Origin of the sequence: Streptomyces sp. NPDC058796 (assembly GCF_042745235.1) — a bacterium.
Lineage (GTDB): Bacteria > Actinomycetota > Actinomycetes > Streptomycetales > Streptomycetaceae > Streptomyces.
Map to the genome: position 1 here is coordinate 107,383 of NZ_JBHYOP010000008.1, position 18,745 is coordinate 126,127.

Annotated in this window: 17 protein-coding genes and 4 pseudogenes; 16 read left to right on the top strand and 5 right to left on the bottom strand. The window is 72.1% G+C overall.

The annotated features are described in order from the left end of the window. The first annotated feature begins 25 nt into the window (after window positions 1-25). From ACFW47_RS20860 to ACFW47_RS20905, 10 genes and pseudogenes are all read left to right on the top strand, one after another. Window positions 26-901: a sigma-70 family RNA polymerase sigma factor gene (locus tag ACFW47_RS20860; protein ID WP_386306593.1), complete on the top strand. Its 876-nt coding sequence runs from the start codon at window positions 26-28 to the stop codon at window positions 899-901. A 125-nt stretch (window positions 902-1,026) separates the two neighbouring features. Beyond that, window positions 1,027-1,632 (top strand): dihydrofolate reductase family protein, encoded by a 606-nt coding sequence (locus ACFW47_RS20865; RefSeq protein WP_386283158.1) that lies wholly within the window; start codon window positions 1,027-1,029, stop codon window positions 1,630-1,632. A gap of 156 nt (window positions 1,633-1,788) precedes the next feature. Further along, window positions 1,789-2,097 (top strand): annotated as a pseudogene (locus ACFW47_RS20870) (MarR family transcriptional regulator); the annotation flags it as partial. Between the two features lie 296 nt (window positions 2,098-2,393). Continuing rightward, entirely contained in the window at window positions 2,394-3,881 is a 1,488-nt protein-coding gene (locus ACFW47_RS20875; RefSeq protein ID WP_386306595.1) for an ABC transporter substrate-binding protein, read from the top strand. Continuing rightward, the gene (locus ACFW47_RS20880; protein ID WP_386306597.1) at window positions 3,878-5,650 is read left to right on the top strand and encodes an ABC transporter permease subunit; all 1,773 of its coding nucleotides are present in this window, start codon (window positions 3,878-3,880) and stop codon (window positions 5,648-5,650) included. Before ACFW47_RS20875 ends, ACFW47_RS20880 begins: the two co-directional genes overlap by 4 nt. Next, entirely contained in the window at window positions 5,619-6,578 is a 960-nt protein-coding gene (locus ACFW47_RS20885; protein ID WP_386306599.1) for an ABC transporter ATP-binding protein, read from the top strand. Before ACFW47_RS20880 ends, ACFW47_RS20885 begins: the two co-directional genes overlap by 32 nt. Continuing rightward, window positions 6,575-7,285, top strand: coding sequence for an ATP-binding cassette domain-containing protein (locus tag ACFW47_RS20890; RefSeq protein ID WP_386283169.1), 711 nt, complete (start codon window positions 6,575-6,577; stop codon window positions 7,283-7,285). The genes ACFW47_RS20885 and ACFW47_RS20890 overlap by 4 nt, the downstream gene beginning before the upstream one ends. A 239-nt stretch (window positions 7,286-7,524) precedes the next feature. Then, complete coding sequence (locus ACFW47_RS20895; RefSeq protein WP_386306601.1) at window positions 7,525-8,088, top strand: GNAT family N-acetyltransferase; 564 nt, start codon at window positions 7,525-7,527, stop codon at window positions 8,086-8,088. Window positions 8,089-8,337: 249 nt separating this feature from the next. Then, entirely contained in the window at window positions 8,338-9,906 is a 1,569-nt protein-coding gene (locus tag ACFW47_RS20900; protein WP_386306603.1) for an SDR family oxidoreductase, read from the top strand. A gap of 43 nt (window positions 9,907-9,949) precedes the next feature. Continuing rightward, window positions 9,950-11,040 (top strand): annotated as a pseudogene (locus ACFW47_RS20905) (deoxyribodipyrimidine photo-lyase); the annotation flags it as partial. A gap of 141 nt (window positions 11,041-11,181) precedes the next feature. Here ACFW47_RS20905 and ACFW47_RS20910 read toward each other — a convergent pair. Together ACFW47_RS20910 and ACFW47_RS20915 are read right to left on the bottom strand one after the other, a co-directional pair. Beyond that, a pseudogene (locus tag ACFW47_RS20910) lies at window positions 11,182-11,397 on the bottom strand (transcriptional regulator); the annotation flags it as partial. Between the two features lie 85 nt (window positions 11,398-11,482). Beyond that, on the bottom strand, window positions 11,483-11,842 hold the full coding sequence (locus ACFW47_RS20915) for a hypothetical protein (protein WP_386283176.1): 360 nt from the start codon (window positions 11,840-11,842) through the stop codon (window positions 11,483-11,485). 401 nt (window positions 11,843-12,243) lie between these two features. Between ACFW47_RS20915 and ACFW47_RS20920 the strand changes: the two genes are divergently transcribed. The 4 genes from ACFW47_RS20920 (at window position 12,244) to ACFW47_RS20935 (ending at window position 15,235) form a co-directional block, all read left to right on the top strand. Beyond that, window positions 12,244-13,158 (top strand): YceI family protein, encoded by a 915-nt coding sequence (locus ACFW47_RS20920; protein ID WP_386283178.1) that lies wholly within the window; start codon window positions 12,244-12,246, stop codon window positions 13,156-13,158. A 90-nt stretch (window positions 13,159-13,248) separates the two neighbouring features. Beyond that, on the top strand, window positions 13,249-13,770 hold the full coding sequence (locus tag ACFW47_RS20925) for a GNAT family N-acetyltransferase (RefSeq protein ID WP_386283180.1): 522 nt from the start codon (window positions 13,249-13,251) through the stop codon (window positions 13,768-13,770). 100 nt (window positions 13,771-13,870) lie between these two features. Then, window positions 13,871-14,041, top strand: coding sequence for a 50S ribosomal protein L32 (gene rpmF, locus ACFW47_RS20930; RefSeq protein ID WP_386283182.1), 171 nt, complete (start codon window positions 13,871-13,873; stop codon window positions 14,039-14,041). 6 nt (window positions 14,042-14,047) lie between these two features. After that, window positions 14,048-15,235, top strand: a complete 1,188-nt coding sequence (locus tag ACFW47_RS20935) for a GTP-binding protein (protein ID WP_386283184.1) — start codon at window positions 14,048-14,050, stop codon at window positions 15,233-15,235. Window positions 15,236-15,314: 79 nt separating this feature from the next. On the opposite strand, the gene ACFW47_RS20940 is transcribed toward ACFW47_RS20935, so the two are convergent. Continuing rightward, window positions 15,315-15,845, bottom strand: coding sequence for an SRPBCC family protein (locus tag ACFW47_RS20940; protein ID WP_386283187.1), 531 nt, complete (start codon window positions 15,843-15,845; stop codon window positions 15,315-15,317). 80 nt (window positions 15,846-15,925) lie between these two features. Between ACFW47_RS20940 and ACFW47_RS20945 the strand changes: the two genes are divergently transcribed. After that, entirely contained in the window at window positions 15,926-16,774 is an 849-nt protein-coding gene (locus ACFW47_RS20945; RefSeq protein WP_386283189.1) for a helix-turn-helix transcriptional regulator, read from the top strand. Here ACFW47_RS20945 and ACFW47_RS20950 read toward each other — a convergent pair. Further along, window positions 16,702-17,169, bottom strand: a pseudogene (locus tag ACFW47_RS20950) (GNAT family N-acetyltransferase); the annotation flags it as partial. The gene ACFW47_RS20945 and the pseudogene ACFW47_RS20950 sit on opposite strands and share 73 nt — an antisense overlap. Before the next feature lie 18 nt (window positions 17,170-17,187). Next, window positions 17,188-17,595 carry an ASCH domain-containing protein gene (locus tag ACFW47_RS20955; RefSeq protein WP_386283192.1) on the bottom strand — a complete coding sequence of 136 codons (408 nt, stop codon included), beginning with the start codon at window positions 17,593-17,595 and terminating at the stop codon, window positions 17,188-17,190. Window positions 17,596-18,009: 414 nt separating this feature from the next. On the opposite strand from ACFW47_RS20955, the gene ACFW47_RS20960 reads away from it, so the two are divergent. Next, window positions 18,010-18,729: a VOC family protein gene (locus ACFW47_RS20960; protein WP_386283194.1), complete on the top strand. Its 720-nt coding sequence runs from the start codon at window positions 18,010-18,012 to the stop codon at window positions 18,727-18,729. The last annotated feature ends 16 nt before the right edge of the window (window positions 18,730-18,745 follow it).

Below are 18,745 nucleotides of genomic sequence, written 5' to 3' on the forward strand. Positions count from 1 at the left end.
GAGCACCTGCCAGGGAGGTAACACCATGTCCGGCGCCCACCCCGCCGACCCGATCGCCGAGGCCTTCGAGGCGCACCGCGCCCGGCTCACAGCCGTCGCCTACCGAGTGCTCGGCTCGCACGCCGACGCGGACGACGCGGTCCAGGAGACGTGGCTGCGTCTGTCCCGCCAGCACGCCGACGCCATCGACAATCTCGGCGGCTGGCTGACCACCGTGGTCGGCCGCATCAGCCTCGATCTCCTCCGCTCACGCCGCACGCGCGCGACAGTCCCCCTGGACGACCAGCTGTCCGAACTCACGGTGACGCTCGACGACGGTCCGACTCCGGAGGAGCTTGTGGCACTGGGCGACTCGGTGGGCCTGGCGCTGCTGACGGTGCTGGACTCACTGCGTCCCGACGAGCGGCTGGCATTCGTACTGCACGACGTGTTCGCCCTGCCGCACGGGGAGATCGGCACCATCCTCGGCAGGTCCACCGACGCAACCAAGATGCTCACCAGCCGCGCCCGCAGGAAAGTGCAGGCAGCACAGCACTCGGCAGGCGACCCACAGCAGCGGCGCGAGGTGGTCGCCGCGTTCTTGGCCGCGGCCCGCGAGGGCCGGTTCAGCCGACTGCTGGAAGTCCTCCACCCCGAGGTGGAATTCACCGTCCACGCTCCTGGCGGACGGTTCGTCACGATCGGAGCCACCGAGGTCGCCGGCCGCGCCCGGGTGGCCGGCGGCGCGGCACGCGGACGTGCGGCGACCGTCAACGGGCGACCCGGCGTCCTCGCGTGGAACGAGGACGGCACCCCGCTGTCCGTGCTCGCCTTCACCGTCGCCGACGGCCTCATCACCGAGATCACCGCCGTGGTCGACCCGGCCGCACTCGCGCTCATGGACTTGCCGGCCCCGGTGTGACTGACCGCGGGTGCTCGTGAGACCAGGACGGCAGCGGCCTGCCGGGGTCGCCGGCGGCCTCGGACGTTCCGCCGATGAGTTTCCGGTGTTTGCGCGGTCTACCCCACCGAGGAAGGGAGCACACCATGCGCAAGATCGTCATTTGCACGTTCCTGACGCTGGACGGCGTCATGCAGGCGCCCGGCGGTCCGGACGAGGACACTCAGAGCGGCTTCGAGCACGGCGGCTGGCAGAAGCCGGTGGCCGACGACGAGGTCGGCACGGCCATCGCCGGTTGGTACCAGGACTCCGACGCGATGCTGCTCGGCCGCAAGACGTACGAGATATTCGCCTCGTACTGGCCGACCGCCGATCCCGGCAACCCGTTCACCAACCGGATGAACAGCATGCACAAGTACGTGGCGTCTCGGACCCTGACCTCCGTCGAGTGGCGCAACTCCACGCTGCTGAGCGGCGACACCGTCGATGCCGTACGCAAGCTGAAGGCGTCCGACGGCGGCAACGTCAACGTCGTGGGCAGTGGCGACCTCGCCCAGACCCTCATGCGGCACGGCCTCGTCGACGAGTACCGGCTGACCGTCCACCCGGTGATCATCGGCACGGGCAAGCGGCTGTTCGCCGACGGAGCCGTACCCACCGCGCTGGAGCCGGTCAGCGTCTCGACGACGAAGGGCGGCACCGTCGTCGGCGTCTTCCGGCCGAACGGCGAGCCCAGCCACGACAGTTACTGACAAGCCGCCGCGCCGGTCGGGCGCCCCGCCGCCTTTCGCGCCACTAGGGCGTGTTTGAGATTGGTCACAGTGCTTGCCGTATCAGGGCGAGTTGGACGGTGGCTTCGTAGCGGACGGCGAGCTTGTCGTAGCGAGTCGCGACGCCACGGGCCTGCTTCAGACATCTCGCCCGACGGCGAGGGGATGCCCCTGCCCGAACTGCGGGAGGCCATGACCTCCTACATCCGGCCCGAGGACGATCTGGCGGCGGAGGCTGAGATACTCCTGGAGCGTGGCTGGCTGACCCGGGACACCGAAGACCGGCTGTGGCTCACCAAGGAGGGGGAACAGGCCCGCGTCGACCTCGCGCGCAACGCCCCCGCGATCCGCGCCTCCCTCCACGAGGGTATCGACGACGCCGACTACGTCACCACGGTGAAGGTACTCCAGCAGCTGATCCGCAACGCGGGCGGGACAGTCGCCTGACGGAACGAGGGGCCGGGCAGGACGCCCGGCTCCTGGTGAAGTTGCGGCAGGCCAGTCGGCGTCGCTGTCCAGCGAGGTCATGCCACCGCCCAACTCGCCCTGATACGGCAAGCACTGTGATCACATCTCAAACACGCCTTAGTACTGACATCCATCTTCATATACTCCGACTGACCCGATCCCCGCTCCCACGAGGCGCCCACGTCGCCCGTCCAGCGGGGTCATGAAAATGATTGTCATCGTGCTACGGTCGTCGCACGCTCAACCATTGACCGGCCCTTTACCCGGAGTGACCCGTGCGCGCCCCTGCCCGTCTTCTGCCCCTCCCGGCGGCCCTCGCCGCCTCCGCCCTGCTCACCGGATGTTTCGCCGCCACCGAGGCCACGGGCACCGACGCCGGCGAACGCGTCCGCGTCGCGATGATGCAGCCGCCGCGTTCGGGCCTGTCCCCGCTCTCCGACGACGCCTTCAAGCTGTCCCGCTGGTCGACGGCGGAGACGCTCGTGAAGCTGGACGCGGACGGCAATGCCCTGCCCGCGCTGGCGACCGGGTGGAAGCAGTCCGGCCGGAGCTGGACCTTCACCGTCCGTGAAGGCGTCACCTTCCACGACGGCACGGAGTTGACCGCCGAGGCCGTGGTCCGCTCCCTCACCCGGGCGGCCGGCGCCTCCCCCAAGCCCCGCATCCTGGACGGCGTCGAGCTGACCGTGGAGGCGGTGGACGCCGCCACCGTGGCCGTCACCACCGCCGAGGAGGACCCGTTGGTCCCGCAGCGGCTCAGCTCCCCGCAGTTGTCGATCCTCGCGGCGAAGGCGTACCGGGGAAGGACGGTGGACCCGGTCGGCGCCGGCACCGGCCCCTTCGAACTGACCCGGGTCAACGGCACGTCCTCCGCCACGCTCGACCGCTACGACGACTACTGGGGCGGCACGGCCAAGGCCCCCGGTATCGACGTCACGTTCGTCCCGGACGGCACCGCGCGCGCCGCCGCCCTGCGCAGCGGCGAGGCCGACATCGTCGAGGCGGTACCCGTGTCGCAGGCCGCGCTGCTGGACGAGGATCTGATCACCGAGGTCCCGATGCCGCGTACCAACACCCTGTACCTCAACACGGAGAAGGGCGCCTTCAAGGATCCCGCGCTGCGGGCGGCGGCCCGGGAGGCGATCGACGCCGAGTCGATCGTGAAGGGCGTGTACGAGGGCAGGGCGGACGTCGCCGACGGACTGCTCGGCCCCGCACTCCCGTGGGCGGCCGACCTGCGTAAGCCGGTGCGTCGGGCGAAGGCGGGCGATCCCGACGGCCGGACCATCACCATCGGCACGTTCACGGACCGGGCCGAACTGCCCGAGGTGGCCGCCGCGCTGCAGCAGCAGCTGAAGAGGGCGGGGTTCCAGGTGAAACTGGAGGTCCGCGAGTACGCCAACATCGAGTCGGCCGCCCTGGCGGGCGCGTTCGACGCGTTCATCCTCTCCCGGGCCACCGTCCTGGACTCCGGCGACCCGGCCGCGTACCTGTACAGCGACTTCGCCTCCGACGGCTCCTTCAACATCTCCCAGCTCGCCGACCCGGCCGTGGACAAGGCCCTGCACAAGGCGGGCGCCACCCCGACGGGTGACGCCCGCCGCCGGGCGGCCATCGACGCCGAGGCCGCCGTACTCGCCACCGACGCGGCCGTGCCGATGCTCCACGAGCGCGTGATCCAGGGTGACGCCGCCGACGTTGTCGGCGCGGCCCACGACCCGCGTGAGCGGGAGCTGGTCACGCTCGACACCCACCTCAGGTGAGGCGGTTCGCAGCGGGGGCGACCCGCGCCGTCTCCCTGCTCACCGTGCTTGCCGCCGTCGGCCTGCTGCCCTGGCTCTCCGGCCGCGACCCGGCCCTGACCGTGCTGCGCGCCCGGTCCGCCGAGCAGGAACCGACCGAGGAGGCGCTCTCCGCCATCCGCCGGGACCTGGGGCTGGACGCCGGTCCGCTCTCCCTGCTCGGCGACTGGGCGGCCGGACTGGTACGGGGCGACCTCGGCACCTCGTGGGTGTCAGGGACGGACATCCTGCCGTCGGTCCTCTCCGGACTTCAGGTGTCGCTGGGCCTGATGGCCGCCGCGCTGAGCGTGGCGGTGCTGCTGGCCGTGGCACTGGTGGCCCCCGTGCTGGTGCGTGGGCGGGAATCGGCCGGGGCGTTCGCCGCCATGGCCGCCGCCGTGCCCGAGTTCCTCCTGGCCACCGTGGCGCTGCTGGTGTGCGGCGTGTGGCTGGGATGGCTGCCGACATCGGGCTGGCAGGGGCCCGAGTACATGGTCCTGCCCGCCCTCGCGCTCGGCGTCCCGGCGGGCGGCCTGCTCGGCCGGCTCGTCGCGGACGCGCTCCCCGCCGTGCTGGACGAACGGTGGGTGGAGCTGTGGCGGGGCGCGGGCGTGAGCCGGGCCCGGATCTCGGCCGCCGCGCTGCGCCGCGTCGTTCCTCCGCTGGTCCCGCAGTTCGGGATGGTCGCCGTCGGCCTGACCGGCGGCGCGGTGGCGGTCGAGGCCGTGTTCGCGGTGCCCGGCATCGGACGTACCGCGCTGGGTGCGGCCAAGTCGCAGGACCTGCCGCTGCTCCAGGGGTCGGTCCTCGCCCTCCTCGCCCTGGGCCTGGTCACCGGCGCGCTGGCCGCCCTCCTGCGACGCCGACTGCTCGGCCCCGCCCTGCGCGACGCCAGGCTCGCGCTGCCCCCGCCCCGCCCGGTCCGGGCGCACCCCGCCGTCCCGGTCGTCCTCGCCACCGTACTGCTGACGGCGATCGGCTGGGGCCTGCTGCGCGACCCGTACGCGGTGGACACCACGGCCCGGCTGGCAGCACCGTCCTGGGCGTACCCGCTGGGCACCGACGGGCTCGGCCGCGATGTACTGGCCCGGCTCGGGCACGGGGCCGCCGCCACGGTCGGCACGGCGGCGGCCGTGTGCCTGCTCAGCCTGCTGGCCGGGCTGGCGCTGGGCTTCCTGCCCGGCGTCGCGGCGGGAGCGGCCGACATCGCCAACGCCCTGCCCCCGGTGATCGTCGGCATCCTGGTCGCGGCGGCGGCCGGCCCCGGCACCGGTGGCGCGGCCCTCGCCGTCGCGCTCATCTCCTGGCCGCCCCTGGCCGCGCACGCGGCCGCGCTGGTCCAGGAGGTGCGGGCGTCGGCCTTCCTGACCGCCCAGCGCGCCATCGGCGCACCGCCGCTGTGGATACTCACCCGGCACGTCCTGCCGTCCGTCGCGGCCCCGGTCGCGCGTCACGCCCTGCTGCGGCTGCCCGGCATCGCCCTCGCCCTCGCCTCCCTGGGCTTCCTGGGCCTTGGCGCCCAGCCGCCCGCCCCCGAGTGGGGGCTGCTCCTCGACGAGTCCCGCGCCTACATCGAACGCGCCCCCTGGGCGGCCCTCGCCCCGGCCGTCGCGCTGGCCCTGCTGGCGGGCCTGGCCGTCTCGGGGGCGGCGTACGCGCAGGGCCGGGGAGCCCGGCACCCACACCCGACCCGCCGCAAGGTACGGAAGGAGACCGCCCATGTCGTACGAGGCACTGCTGTCGGTGCGTGACCTGCGGGTCGCGTTCGGCCCCGTCGAGGTGGTCCGCGGGCTGGACTTCGACGTCAGGGCGCGCGAGGTGTTCGCCGTCGTCGGGGAGTCGGGCGCGGGCAAGTCCCTCACCGCGCGTGCCCTGCTCGGCATGGTGCCGCGCGGCGCGGCCACCGGCGGCAGCGTACGGTTGCGGAGCTCCGCCGACCTCGCTGCGGAACGCGGACGCCGGATCACCCTCGTGCCGCAGGACGCCCTGTCCGCCCTCTCCCCCGTCCACCCGGTCGGCGACCAGCTCGCCGCGGCCGTGCGGTCGGTGCGGGGCCTGTCCCGTGGTCACGCGCGCGCCCTCGCCGTGGCGGCGCTGGACCGGGTCGGCATCCCGGACGCCGCTCGCCGGGCCCGGGCCTACCCGCACGAGTACTCCGGCGGCATGCGGCAGCGCGCGGTGATCGCCATGGCGACGGTCAACGAGCCCGACGTCGTCGTCGCCGACGAACCGACCACCGCACTGGACGAGGAGCGCCGTGAGCAGGTGCTGCGGGTGCTCGCCGAACAGCGGGAGGCGGTCGGGGCCGCGCTGGTGCTCGTCACCCACGACCTGGAGGTCGTACGGGAGCACGCGGACCGTGTGCTGGTGATGTACGCGGGCCGGGCAGCCGAACTCGGCCCGGCCCGGCAGGTGCTGACCCGTCCGCGTGCCCCCTACACGGCGGGCCTGCTGGCCTCGCTCCCGCAGGACGGCCCCCGGCTCCGCCGGCTCCCGGCGCTCCCCGGCACCCCGCCCGCACCGGGCGCCCTCGGGCCGGGCTGCGCGTTCGCGCCGCGCTGTCCCCTGGCGACCGGCCCGTGCCGGGACCGCGAGCCCGAAGCACGGGCCGTGAGCGGACGCCTGGTCGCCTGCCACCACGCCGATGACCTGCCCGACCCGCTCCGGGAGTTCGTGTGAACCGCCCCCTGCTGGACGTCCGCGACCTCGTCGTCCGCTACGGTCCGGTGACCGCCGTGGACCGGCTCTCGTTCACGCTGGACGCCGGTGAGACCCTCGCCCTCGACGGCCCCTCCGGTTCCGGCAAGTCCTCCACCGCCCTCGCGGTGCTCCAGCTGCGCCGGCCCGACGGCGGGACGGTCCGCTTCGAGGGCCGGGAGCTGACGACTCTGACCGAGCGCGAACTTCGCCCGTTGCGCCCGCGCATGCAACCTGTCTTCCAGGACCCGTACGGCTCCCTCAACCCGCGCCACCGCATCCGCGACGCGGTGGCCGAGCCACTCAAGGTGCGGGGCGCCTGGCACCGGTCCGAAGGCCCCGCCCGCGTGGCCGAGCTGCTCGACCGGGTCGGCCTCGCCCCCTCCTACGGGGACCGGCGCCCGCACGAACTCTCCGGAGGCCAGTGCCAACGGGCCGGGATCGCCCGCGCCCTGGCCTCCGAGCCGCGGCTGCTCGTCCTCGACGAACCGGTGTCGGCGCTCGACGCCTCCGTGCGGGCCGGCGTGCTGAACCTGCTCTCCGACCTCCAGGACGAACTCGGCCTCGGTTACCTGTTCGTCTGTCACGACCGGGCGGTCGTACGGCACTTCGCGGACCGGGTGGTCGAGATGCGGAGCGGCACCGCGGCGGACGGTCAGCCGGCCCCGCCGCCGAGCGGCCAGTGGTAGCGCGGGCGCAGCGCCCCTTCCGTGTGGAAGCCGGCGACCAGCGGAGCGGTCTCCCGCAGGTACTTGCGTATCTCGACCGGAGGAGGCACGCCGTCGCGCGGGCGAGGCCTGCGACCGGGCGTATCGCAGGGCGACCTGGCATCTCACGAACGATCCGCCCCCAGGCGCAGAGGGCCGGCCGGACCGGGGATCGGAAATTCGGTGTTCTCACCGCCCCGTGAGGACCCAAGATGGTGCGCATGTCTCTGGCCACCCCCGTGCTGCCCACCGCTCGCCTGCGACTGCGTCCTTTCACCGACGCCGACGCCGACTCCCTCTTCGCACTGCACAGCAGCGCGTACGTGATGCGTTACTGGGACTCCCCGCCGTGGAACGAACGGGCCCGCTCCGAGCGCTTCATCGCGATGTGCAAGAAGTTCGCCGACGAGGGAACGGGTGCGCGGGTGGCCATCGACCGTGCTTCCGACGGGGCCTTCGTCGGCTGGTGCTCCCTGACCGAATGGAACCCGGACTACCGCAGCGCCTCTTTGGGCTACTGCCTCGACGACGCCATGTGGGGCCACGGCTATGCGACGGAGGCCGCGCACGCCCTGCTGCGGTGGGCGTTCGACACACTGGACCTGAACCGGGTCCAGGCGGAGGCCGATACGCGCAACGTCGCGTCCGCCCGAGTACTGGAGAAGATCGGTTTCGTACGTGAAGGGACACTGCGGGAGGACTGCGTCGTGAACGGCGATGTGTCCGACACGTGGGTTTTCGGGTTGATCAGGCGTGAGTGGCAGCCGTCGACCATGCCGCACTGATCCCGGGAGACCTCGGGTGCCGGAGCCGCCCGGTCGCGCGCCCGTACGACGGCGTGCATCCACGGCGCTCCTGTCCGGTGAAGTGGTCGCGTAAGCGGTCCGCACCGCCCGCCGCCATCGGCGGGAGGCACTCACGCATGCTGCGGGTGTCGCGGCTCGGCCCTGCGCGAACCTGCACGGTCACCCCGGTGCGCTCATGATCGGACGTGAGCGGGAAGCCGTTGGTGACGTGCGGGAGGAGCACTCGTGGTGGACGAAGACCGACAGGTGGAGGGCGAACAGCCGCACTGCCTGGTCACCGGAGCCTCCGGATACATCGGCGGACGGCTGGTTCCGGAACTGCTGCAGGCCGGTCACCGGGTCCGGTGTCTGGCCCGTTCACCCGGCAAGCTCCGCGACCACCCCTGGGCACGGGACGCCGAGACGGTCGGCGGTGACGTCACGGACGCCGCCTCCGTCGCCGAGGCCATGCGCGGGATCGATGTCGCCTATTACCTGGTGCACGCGCTCGGCTCGGGATCGGGTTTCGAGGACACCGACCGCAGGGCCGCCCGGATCTTCGCCGAGCAGGCGCACTCCGCCGGGGTCCGGCGGATCGTCTACCTGGGCGGACTCACCCCGGCGGGCGTACCCGAGGGTTCCCTCTCCCCTCACCTGCGTTCCAGGGCCGAGGTCGGCCGCATCTTCCTGGAGGCACCGGTGCCCGCCACGGTGCTGCGGGCGGCGGTCGTCATCGGTTCGGGGTCGGCCTCGTTCGAGATGCTGCGTTATCTCACCGAGCGCCTGCCCGTGATGGTGACGCCCAGTTGGGTGCACACGCGCACGCAACCGATCGCAGTCCGAGACGTACTCCGTTACCTCGTCGGTGCCGCCGGCATGCCGCCCGACGTCGACCGGGTGTTCGACATCGGTGGGCCGGACGTCCTCACCTACCGGGAGATGATGGGCCGCTACGCGGCCGTCGCCGGACTGCGGCGACGCCTCATCGTGCCGGTGCCGGTGCTCACCCCACGGCTCTCGAGCCACTGGGTGGGACTGGTCACGCCCGTGCCCGCCTCCATCGCCCGTCCACTGACCGAGTCGCTGCGCCACGAGGTCGTCTGCCACGAGCACGACATCGCCCGCTACGTGCCCGACCCGCCGGGTCGGCCGCTGCCCTTCGACGAGGCCCTGGCACTCGCGCTGCGCAAGGTCCGGGACGCCCAGGTGGCCACCCGCTGGTCGTCCGCGGCCGTGCCCGGCGCCCCCAGCGACCCGCTGCCCACCGATCCCGACTGGGCCGGCGGCAGTCTCTACCAGGACGAACGCCACCTGCCGGTCGACGCACCCCGCGCTTCGCTGTGGCGAGTCATCGAAGGCATCGGCGGCGACAACGGCTGGTACTCCTTCCCGCTCGCCTGGGCGGTTCGCGGCTGGCTCGACCGGTTCGTCGGCGGGGTCGGCCTGCGCCGCGGCCGTCGCGACGCCGAGCGCCTGCGGGTCGGTGACTCCCTGGACTTCTGGCGGGTCGAGGAGATCGAGCCGGGCCGTCTGCTGCGACTGCGCGCCGAGATGCGCCTGCCCGGACTGGCCTGGCTGGAGATGTACGCCGAGACGGACACCGACGGCCGCACGCGCTACCGCCAACGTGCCCTCTTCCATCCCCGCGGCCTGCTGGGCCACGCCTACTGGTGGAGTGTCTCGCCGTTCCACGCGGTCGTCTTCGGCGGCATGGCCCGCAACATCGCCCAGGCCGCCACCAAGGGGATGAGCGCACGCGGGCCCGCGGCGCGCACCGGCCGCGCCCGGCGCCGCTCCCCGAAGGACCATGGTCAGTGAACGGCCGCCGCGGTGCCCCCCTCACCACACCGGGAGCGACGGCATGAGCCGCGCGGTCGTCCTGTTCACCGCCGGACCTGCGCCTGCACGACCATCCGCCGCTGCGCGCCGCACTCGCGGCGGCCGACGAGGTGGTCCCGCTCTTCGTCCGCGATCCGGAATCCACGCGGCGGGCTTCGACGCCCCGAACCGCGCGCGTTCCTCGCCGGCTGCCTGACGGCCCTGGACGCGTCGCTGAGCCGGCGCGGCGGCCGGCTGGTCGTGCGCAGTGGCCCGGTCCACCAGGAGGCCGGCGCGGTCGCCACCGAATGCGGTGCGACGGGGGACCACGTGGCCGAAGCGGTGACGGGCCAGGCCGCCGGAGGGAGGAACGGCTGCGCGGCCACCCAGAACCGCTCGGCGTTGCACTCCACGTGCACGACGCCGTGACCACGGCCGTCGCGCCGGGGCAGGTGACGCCCGCCGGCTCCGACCACTACGCGGTGTTCACGCCGTACTTCCGCCGCTGGCCCGTCCAGCGCCTGCGGGAGGTCTGCCCGCCGCCGCGCACCGTGTGCGTTCCGGACGGGGTGCGCGGCGAGCCGCTCCCGTCCCGCGACGCGCTGTCCGGCCTCTCACCGGGTCTCCCTGCGGGCGGGGAGAAGGCGGGCGGGGAGTGGTTCTCCCGGTGGGCGCGGCCGGGGACGGCCGCGTACGGGGAACGGCACGACGATCTGGCCGGCGACGCGACGTCCCGGCTGTCGCCCCACCTCCTCTTCGGCACCCTGTCCGCGTCGGAACTCGTCCAGCGGGCCCGCGCGCACGGTGGAGCCGGGGCGGAAGCGTTCGTACGGCAGCTGTGCTGGCGCGACTTCCACCACCAGGTGCTGGCGGCGCGGCCCGAGGCGTCCGAACGGGGCTACCGCACCAGGCACGACCGCCGGCGGAACGAGGAGGACGAACCCGGTCGCCCAGGGCAGACGCTTCGCTACTCCAGGAGCGTACGTACGCCGCTGGGTCCCCGAGCTGAGCGACGTGGACGACCGGTTCGTGCACGAGCCCTGGCGGCTCCCGGGGGACGTGCGGGCCCGCCTCGACTACCCCGGGCCGCTGATCGACCTCTCCGACGGACTCGCACGTCCGGCACGCTCGCGGTCGCGACTGAGCGCACCGGGAAGGCCGCATGGGGTCCGTGCCGGTCCCGCACTCCGTGCGGTCGGGCGGTGGTGGGTCGTTCCGGGTGGGCCGACTCGGTCACTCCACCCGCGCGCGGCCGCCTCCACCGCCGCGACCGCCCTCCGCCAGCCCGGCAGGACGCGGCAGACCGGGCGAGGTCTGTCCCGCCCAGCCGGGACCGAGCATCAGCACGACCGGCTTCCTGCGGGCGCCTCGCACACCCCACTCGATCGCGGAGACGTGCTGGGCCAGCGTACGGCTGGCCGTGGTCCGCGACTGCGCCCACAACCCCACGGCCGCCGGCCCGGTCCTCCGTACGGCGGTGACGAGGGACTCGGCGCTGTCCCGCTCCTTGATCAGATCTTCTGGGGACAGCGTGAGTCCGGCACGGCGGCGGCTCGTCGAGCCAGGCCGCACCTACTCAGTGGTCGGAGTAGCTGAAGTCGCCGACGGTCCAGGCGCTGACGTCCTCGATCGCCACGCGGTACATCCCGCCCGTCTCCGGGATCCCCATCGTGCCCTGCAGGATTCGCGCGACGTGGAAGTGCAGGTGCGTGGGCGGCCCGTCCTTCTTCGCAGGGGTGTCGAAGACGGTGGAGAACTCGCCCAGGTCGGCGGAGCCCGTCAGCACTTCCGACACCCTCTGCCTCCATACGGCTTCGGGAGCCAGGCGACCGGTGAGGACAGCGCCGCTCGTGACCACGGTCAGGGACATCCGATTGCTCTGCCCGGATTCCACGAGGGCGGCGAGGGCTACGATCAACTCGTCAGGCTTCGGCATGGAACCGGATTCTATGCACCGCCTCCGGCAGGAGCGCCACCGGTCAGGGCGACACAGCATGCCGACTCGGCCAAAGCTCGTGCCGGGTCCGTGGTGAAACTCGGGACTGCCGGTGAAAACCGCAGTCCCCTTCCGTGCCCTTCGCCACAGCATTGCTGCAAAGCAGCGAAGCCGAGGTGCGGTGATATGGGCCGTCTATGTGCTGATTTACGCCCCTGCAACCATGCACCAGGTGGCGGAACCGCCACCACTCCGCAGCGAGGCGCCGAGCCGGGCGGCTTTATGATCATCATTGAACCGCCGCCTCCGCATACGCCCTCCTGTCGCGCCCCTTGGCGACCGCGAACATCGCCGACCGAGTGGGCCGCGTCGCGGTGCCTCTGTGAAGAAAGGTGAACTCCATGGCCCTCAGGTTGCTACGACGTCGACGCCCGGGCGGCACCGCCGGTGCCGGGGCAAGCATCTCGGTCCCCCTGCCACCCGACGCCGGGGCGTTCGGCTTGGAGGTCGTCGATCCCATGGGGCAGCCCATGGGCGGTGCCGAGGTCACCGTGAGCGCGGTGGAGAGCCACCGGGTGGTGACACGTGGAACCACGGACCCCAACGGCTACTTCATAGCGACTCTGCCTCCGGGCTCCTACAGCGTCATGACTGTTGCCGAGGGCCTGTCACCCGCCCGCGAGACCGTCGACATCACGGCCGGGGTTGCCCTGGCGCCGACGCGCGTGGGCCTCGCACCCGCGCGCCAGCTGGAACTGCCGACAGCCGGAACCTGGCTGTTCGACCCTCCGCACACAGCGATTCGGTTCATCGCCAAACACGTCGGCATGGCCCACGTCCACGGCCGGTTCACCCGCTTCCAGGGTGGCATCCGCGTCGCACCGGACATGGCCGACTCACAGGTCTCGGTACGCATCGACGCCGCCAGCATCAACACGGGCAACAACACCCGTGACAACCACCTGCGCTCCGCCGACTTCCTGGACGTCGAGCGCTACCCCTACATCGACTTCACCAGTACCCGGTTCGCCTACCGGGGCGGATCCAAGTGGACCCTGCACGGCACGCTCACCATGCACGGCACCAGCCGCTCCGTCGGCCTCGACACGACCTACCTCGGGATGGTCAACGGGGGCTACGACCAGGAGCTGCGCTGCGCGGCTCTCGCCAAGGCGGAACTCCACCGGGAGGACTACACCCTCAACTGGCGCTCCATGCTGGCCCGCGGCATCGCGGTCGTCGGTCCGACCATCCAGCTGGAGATGGACGTACAGGCCATGTACCGCACCCACGACACGCCCACGCCCCCGGAGTAGACGCACTCCGGCCGGACGCTCTTCGCCCCGGGTGCTTTCGGGCGGTCAGGCTCGGCGGAAACGCGTTGCAGCGCCATCGCCGCGGTCGGCATGCTCCGTGCCGTGAACACTGAACACGACTCCACCGTCGGCACCATCGTCACGCCTGTCACCGTGCGCGATCTGCTGCCGCGAGACCTGCCGGCCTGCACCTGGTCCGGCTCGGCCACCCACCTGCGCCACGTGGCGGGCGAGTTGGTGCGCGCCGCGGCGGGCGAGGTGGACTACCTGGCCGTGTGCACCCCTGTCGATCTGCCGGTGGCGATCGGCGGCGTCGACTACCGGGTTGCCGAGGGAGCCGGGACCCTGTGGCAGCTCGCGGTGCTCCCGGCGCTCCAGTCCCGCGGCCTGGGGACCCTGCTCGTCCGAGCCGCCGAACGGCGGATCAGGGACCGCGGGCGGCGCAGGGCGGAACTCGCCGTGGAGGAGGACAACATGCGTGCTCGCGCCCTGTACGAGCGCTTGGGCTACGTCGCGTACGGCCGCGAACCGGACGCCTGGGACGAGGAAGGGCCCGGCGGGCTGGTACGCCGCCACGAGACGATGTGCGTCCTCATGCGGAGGGACCTTTGAGCGCGGGGAGCCGGCGGTGGGCGGCATGGACCCATGTCGTAACGACATCCATTTTCATGTACTGTCTGCCTGGAGCCCACGTTTCCCACCGGAGGACCCCATGGCCGTACCCAAACGCAAGATGTCGCGCAGCAACACCCGGCACCGCCGCGCCCAATGGAAGGCGGACACACCGCAGCTGGTGACGGTCACGGTGGACGGGGCCCGGTACCGCGTCCCCCAGCGGCTCGCCAAAGCCTACGAGCGCGGCCTGCTCCGTCCCGAGGGCTGACACCGCATGACGAACGCCCCCTCTGCGCGTCTGCCCGTCACCGTCCTGTCGGGGTTCCTGGGTGCGGGCAAGACCACCCTGCTCAACCACGTCCTCGGCAACCGTGAGGGCCTGCGCGTCGCCGTCATCGTGAACGACATGAGCGAGATCAACATCGACGCCGCACTCGTGCGCGGCGGCGAGGCGGCCCTGTCCCGCACCGAGGAACGCCTGGTCGAGATGACCAACGGCTGCATCTGCTGCACCCTCCGCGACGACCTGCTGGAAGAGGTGGACCGGCTGGCGCGCGAGGGGCGTTTCGACTACCTCCTCATCGAGTCCTCCGGCATCTCCGAGCCCATGCCGGTGGCCGCCACCTTCTCCTTCGCCCGCGACGACGGCGCCACCCTCGGTGACCGGGCCCGGCTGGACACGATGGTCACGGTCGTGGACGCCGCGAACTTCCTGCCCGAACTGACCGGCGGTGACGAACTGGCCGAACGGGGCCTGGACCAGTACGAGGACGACGAACGTACGGTCAGCGACCTGCTCATGGACCAGATCGAGTTCGCCGACGTCATCGTCCTCAACAAGCTCGACCTCGTCGACGCCGCGTCCGCCGACCGCCTGCTGGCAACTCTGAGCCGGCTCAACCCCGCCGCCCGCGTCGTGCCGGCCGTGCGGAGCCGCGTCCCGGTCGGCGATGTCCTGGGCACCGGCCGCTTCGATCTCGAGCGAGCGCAACAGGCCCCGGGCTGGGTCAGGGAACTCAACGGCGACCACGTGCCCGAAACGGAGGAGTACGGCATCTCCTCGACCGTCTTCCGCTCGGCGACGCCCTTCCATCCCGGGCGGCTGTGGACGTTCGTGACCGAGACGCTCGACAGCGGCGCCTTCGGAGAGGTCCTCAGGTCCAAGGGCTTCTTCACGCTGGCCAGCCGCCCCCGCGTGACGGGACTGTGGTCCCAGGCCGGCTCGGTGGCACGCTTCGAGCCCTCCTACGCACGCGACACCGACAGCCCCTTCGCCCAGGAACTCGTTTTCATCGGCACCCACCTCGACGCCGAGGCCCTCCGGGCGGCCCTCGCCGACTGCCTCATGCGGGAGGTCGAGCAGCCTCCCGCTTCGGACCCCTTCCCCGCCTGGGACACCTACGGCTTCGACGAAACCTGCGCGCACGAGCACGAGCCCCTCACCGCCGTGACGGGGCACTGAGCCTCCGGGCCGGACGGTGGTCGCAGCCACGGCACCGTCCGGCCCGGTAACCGGGTCACGCGGTTCGGACCCCGATCGGTCAGGTGCCTTCCTCGGCGAGCGTCTTGATGCCGTGGAGGGTGGCCTCCATGCCGGCGCGCAGTTCCCGCATCCGGACGGCGATGATCTCCTCCTCTCGGTCCGGCCGGCGTTCGAGAGCCAAGGTGACTCCGCTGCGGCCCGGCCCGATGAAGGCGGACTGCCGCAGCCGGGTGCCCTCGCCCTCGGCCTCGAGCAGGAAGCGCCAGGACGCCATGCATGTCGCCGGATCCAGCGTCGGTTCTCCGTATCGGCCGTCGGCATCCGTAACCGCCCAGGCGAACGCCCGCGGCTCCTCCAGCTCGATCACATGCGAGACGGTCCGCCACTCGCCGAGCCTCTGGTGATGGTTGTATCCCTCGAAGCGCGCGCCTGGCCGAGGCCGGGTCGCGCCGTCCAGCCAAGCCACGCGCTGCAGTTCCGGGCTGAGCCGGGCGGGCAGGCGTATGTCGGTCACCAGATCCCAGACCTGCGGCACGTCCGCCTCGACAAGAACGTCGCAGTGCACACTCAGGCCGTCGTCAAAGCGCATGTCGCCCCCGAATCTCAGTGGTGTGGGTACACCCGGCAGGTATACCCACACCACCGCGGCCCACGTCTACGCTCGGGGACATGGAGAGCCTCGGAGCGTTCTTGAAGAGCCGCCGCGACCAGGTCACCCCGGACGCGATCGGGCTACGCACCTACGGCAGCAGTCGGCGCGTTCCCGGCCTGCGTCGAGAGGAACTGGCTCACCTCGCCGGTGTCAGCGCCGGCTACTACACGCGGCTGGAGCAGGACCAAGCCGGCACTGCCTCGGCACAGGTCCTCGACGCCCTGGCCCGCGTACTGGAACTCGACGAGGTCGAGACGGTCCACTTGCACAACCTCGCCCGCCGGGCCAGTCGGGCCGGCCTTGCCGAGCCTCCCGTAGAACACCCCCACCCCCGTGTGCTCACGTTGCTCGGCGCGCTTGGCGAGGCGACTCCCGCGATCCTGCTCGGCAGGCGCGGGGACGTGCTCGCCTGGAACCGCACCGGCCACGCGCTGTTCGCCGAGCACCTGGACTTCGACGCGCCCGGCGACGCGGGACGCCGCCCCTCGATCCCGCGGATGTTCTTCCTCGACCCACTGACCCGGGACCTGCACCGCAATTGGGAGGAACTCGCCCGCGTCCACGTCGCGTACCTCCGACTCACCGCGGGCCGGTTCCCGACCGACGCCCGGCTCGCGAACCTCATCGGCGAGCTGACCATGCGCAGCGACCAGTTCGCCCGGATGTGGGCGACCGGGGACGTCGCGGACTGCACCACCGGCGACATGCACCTGCAGCACCCCACCGTCGGGTCCGTGAACATCGCCTACCAGGTCTGGCTGCAGCCCGACAGTCCGGACCACCGCCTTGAGGTCTACACCCCCAACGACGGGTCGTCGGCGGACGCGCTGAGCCTTCTCGGTGACCGCCGCAGGCCGAGCCACTGATCAGCGCCCCAGGCCCAGAACCGCTCCACCTCGGTGAACCCCAGCTTCGCCGCGAGGCGCATCGAGCCGACGTTGGCCGTCTGGGTGGCGAGCATCACCGGTTCACCGGGGAGGGCGACTCCCAGCCAGTCGAGTGCCGCCGCGCACGCCTCGGCGGCGTATCCGGCCCCCCACGCCCGTGGCAGGAACAGGTAGCCGAGATCGGCCTTCCCGGCAGCAGCCGGGCGGTGGTGCTCCGTTGCTCTCCTGAGCAAGACCTGGCCGATCATCGCTCCGTCGAGATCGACGACGAAGCTTCCGGGCCACCGCTCGGGCACCTCTGGCAACTCTCGCTCGAGTTCGTCACGCGGGCGGGGCCCGCCGAGGTAGGTATGCACGTCCGGCGACGCCAGCAGCCTTTTCCACCCGCGACCTCACGAGTCGCCGGAAGGTGTGACCAGCCGGAACCGCAGGCACACCAGCGGCGTGTCGTCATCCACCGGTGTGCCGATGCCCTCCCAGAAGCGCATGTGTCCGGCCCGCCATTCGTCCAGCGATCGGTCGCCCTCTCCTTCGGCGGCCGCGTGTTCCCAGGTGACACCGCCGAAGGCAGCCAGCTCGACGCCAGTGATCTCGATCGTGGCGACGGAGTCTCCGTCGTTCCCGGCAAGCGCCAGGCGTTCACCCTCGAACTCCAGGCCCTCCGTCTCCTCGACGTACTCTGCCAGCAGCCCGGTGGTGGCGGTTTTCCTCCCGGCCAGGACGAGGCCGTTGAGCCGCTCCCGCATCTCACCGGCCGTACCGAGCTCCAGTGCCCGCATGCCGTTGATGCGTGGCCACATGGTCCCACCTCCCCTTCCGGCGCCGCCCCGCGCCGATCGTCCCCGCCCGGACAAACCTCGACGATAGCGCGGGTCTTCCGCGACCAGGACCTCGACCACGCCGGACAGCTCCGCCTCCCCGGGACCTGCCGCGATCCCCGCGCGGACGCCTTCGCGCGCCGCGCAGGGCTGGAGCGTCGGGGGCGGGCTCCGTGAGGGCCGGTGGGGCAGGAAGAAGCGCCGGGTCCGTCAGCCGTTGATCGTCCGCCGTTCCCGTTCCGTTCCCGCCTCCCGCACGCGCGCGAACCGCCGAATACTCGGCTGCGGTCGGGCCCGGTCGGCCCTTAGGATCCCCGCTCAAGGCGCCGCCACGGCGCCATGCCGGCTTTGTGGCACTCAGCGGACCTACGCAAAGGTCCGAGGAAGCGTGGGGCAATGAGCAGCCGACTCTTCGCAATCTCCTTCGACGCGCATCAGCCCGAGGTCCTGGCGCGGTTCTGGTCAGGCCTCCTGAGTTCGGAGCGGACCGGCGACGCGCACGACGGGGTCGGCCTGCCGTCCGGGAACGATGCCGGCTACCGCCTCCGCTTCCGCCCCTCCCAGCGCCGGAAGGCCGCCCAGAACCGGATGCACTTCGACCTGACCAGTTCGTCCACGGAGGAGCAGCGGCGGACCGTGGCCAGGGCACTCGACCTCGGCGCCCGGCACGCCGATGTCGGTCAGGGGCCGGACGCCGCCCACGTGGTGCTCGCCGACCCCGAGGGCAACGAGTTCTGCGTCCTCGAACCGGGCAACGGCTTCCTTGCCGGCTGCGGCTTCCTCGGAGCGCTCGCCTGCGACGGTTCGCAGGCCGTGGGCCACTTCTGGAGCCAGGCGTTGGGCTGGCCACTCGTGTGGGACCAGGACGAGGAGACCGCCATCCAGTCGCCCGACGGCGGTACGAAGATCACGTGGGGCGGCCCACCGCTCATGCCGGACGCGGGCAAGGACCTGCGTTTCGACCTCGCGCCCGACGACGGTGGTCCAGCGGAGGCGGAGGTCGAGCGTCTGCTCTCCCTCGGCGCGAAGCCTCTCCCCTCCGGCCACCGAAACGATGGCGAGGTACTGCTGGCCGACCCGGACGGCAATGAGTTCAGCCTGCTCACACGCCGGTGACGCCGCCCAACGGGTG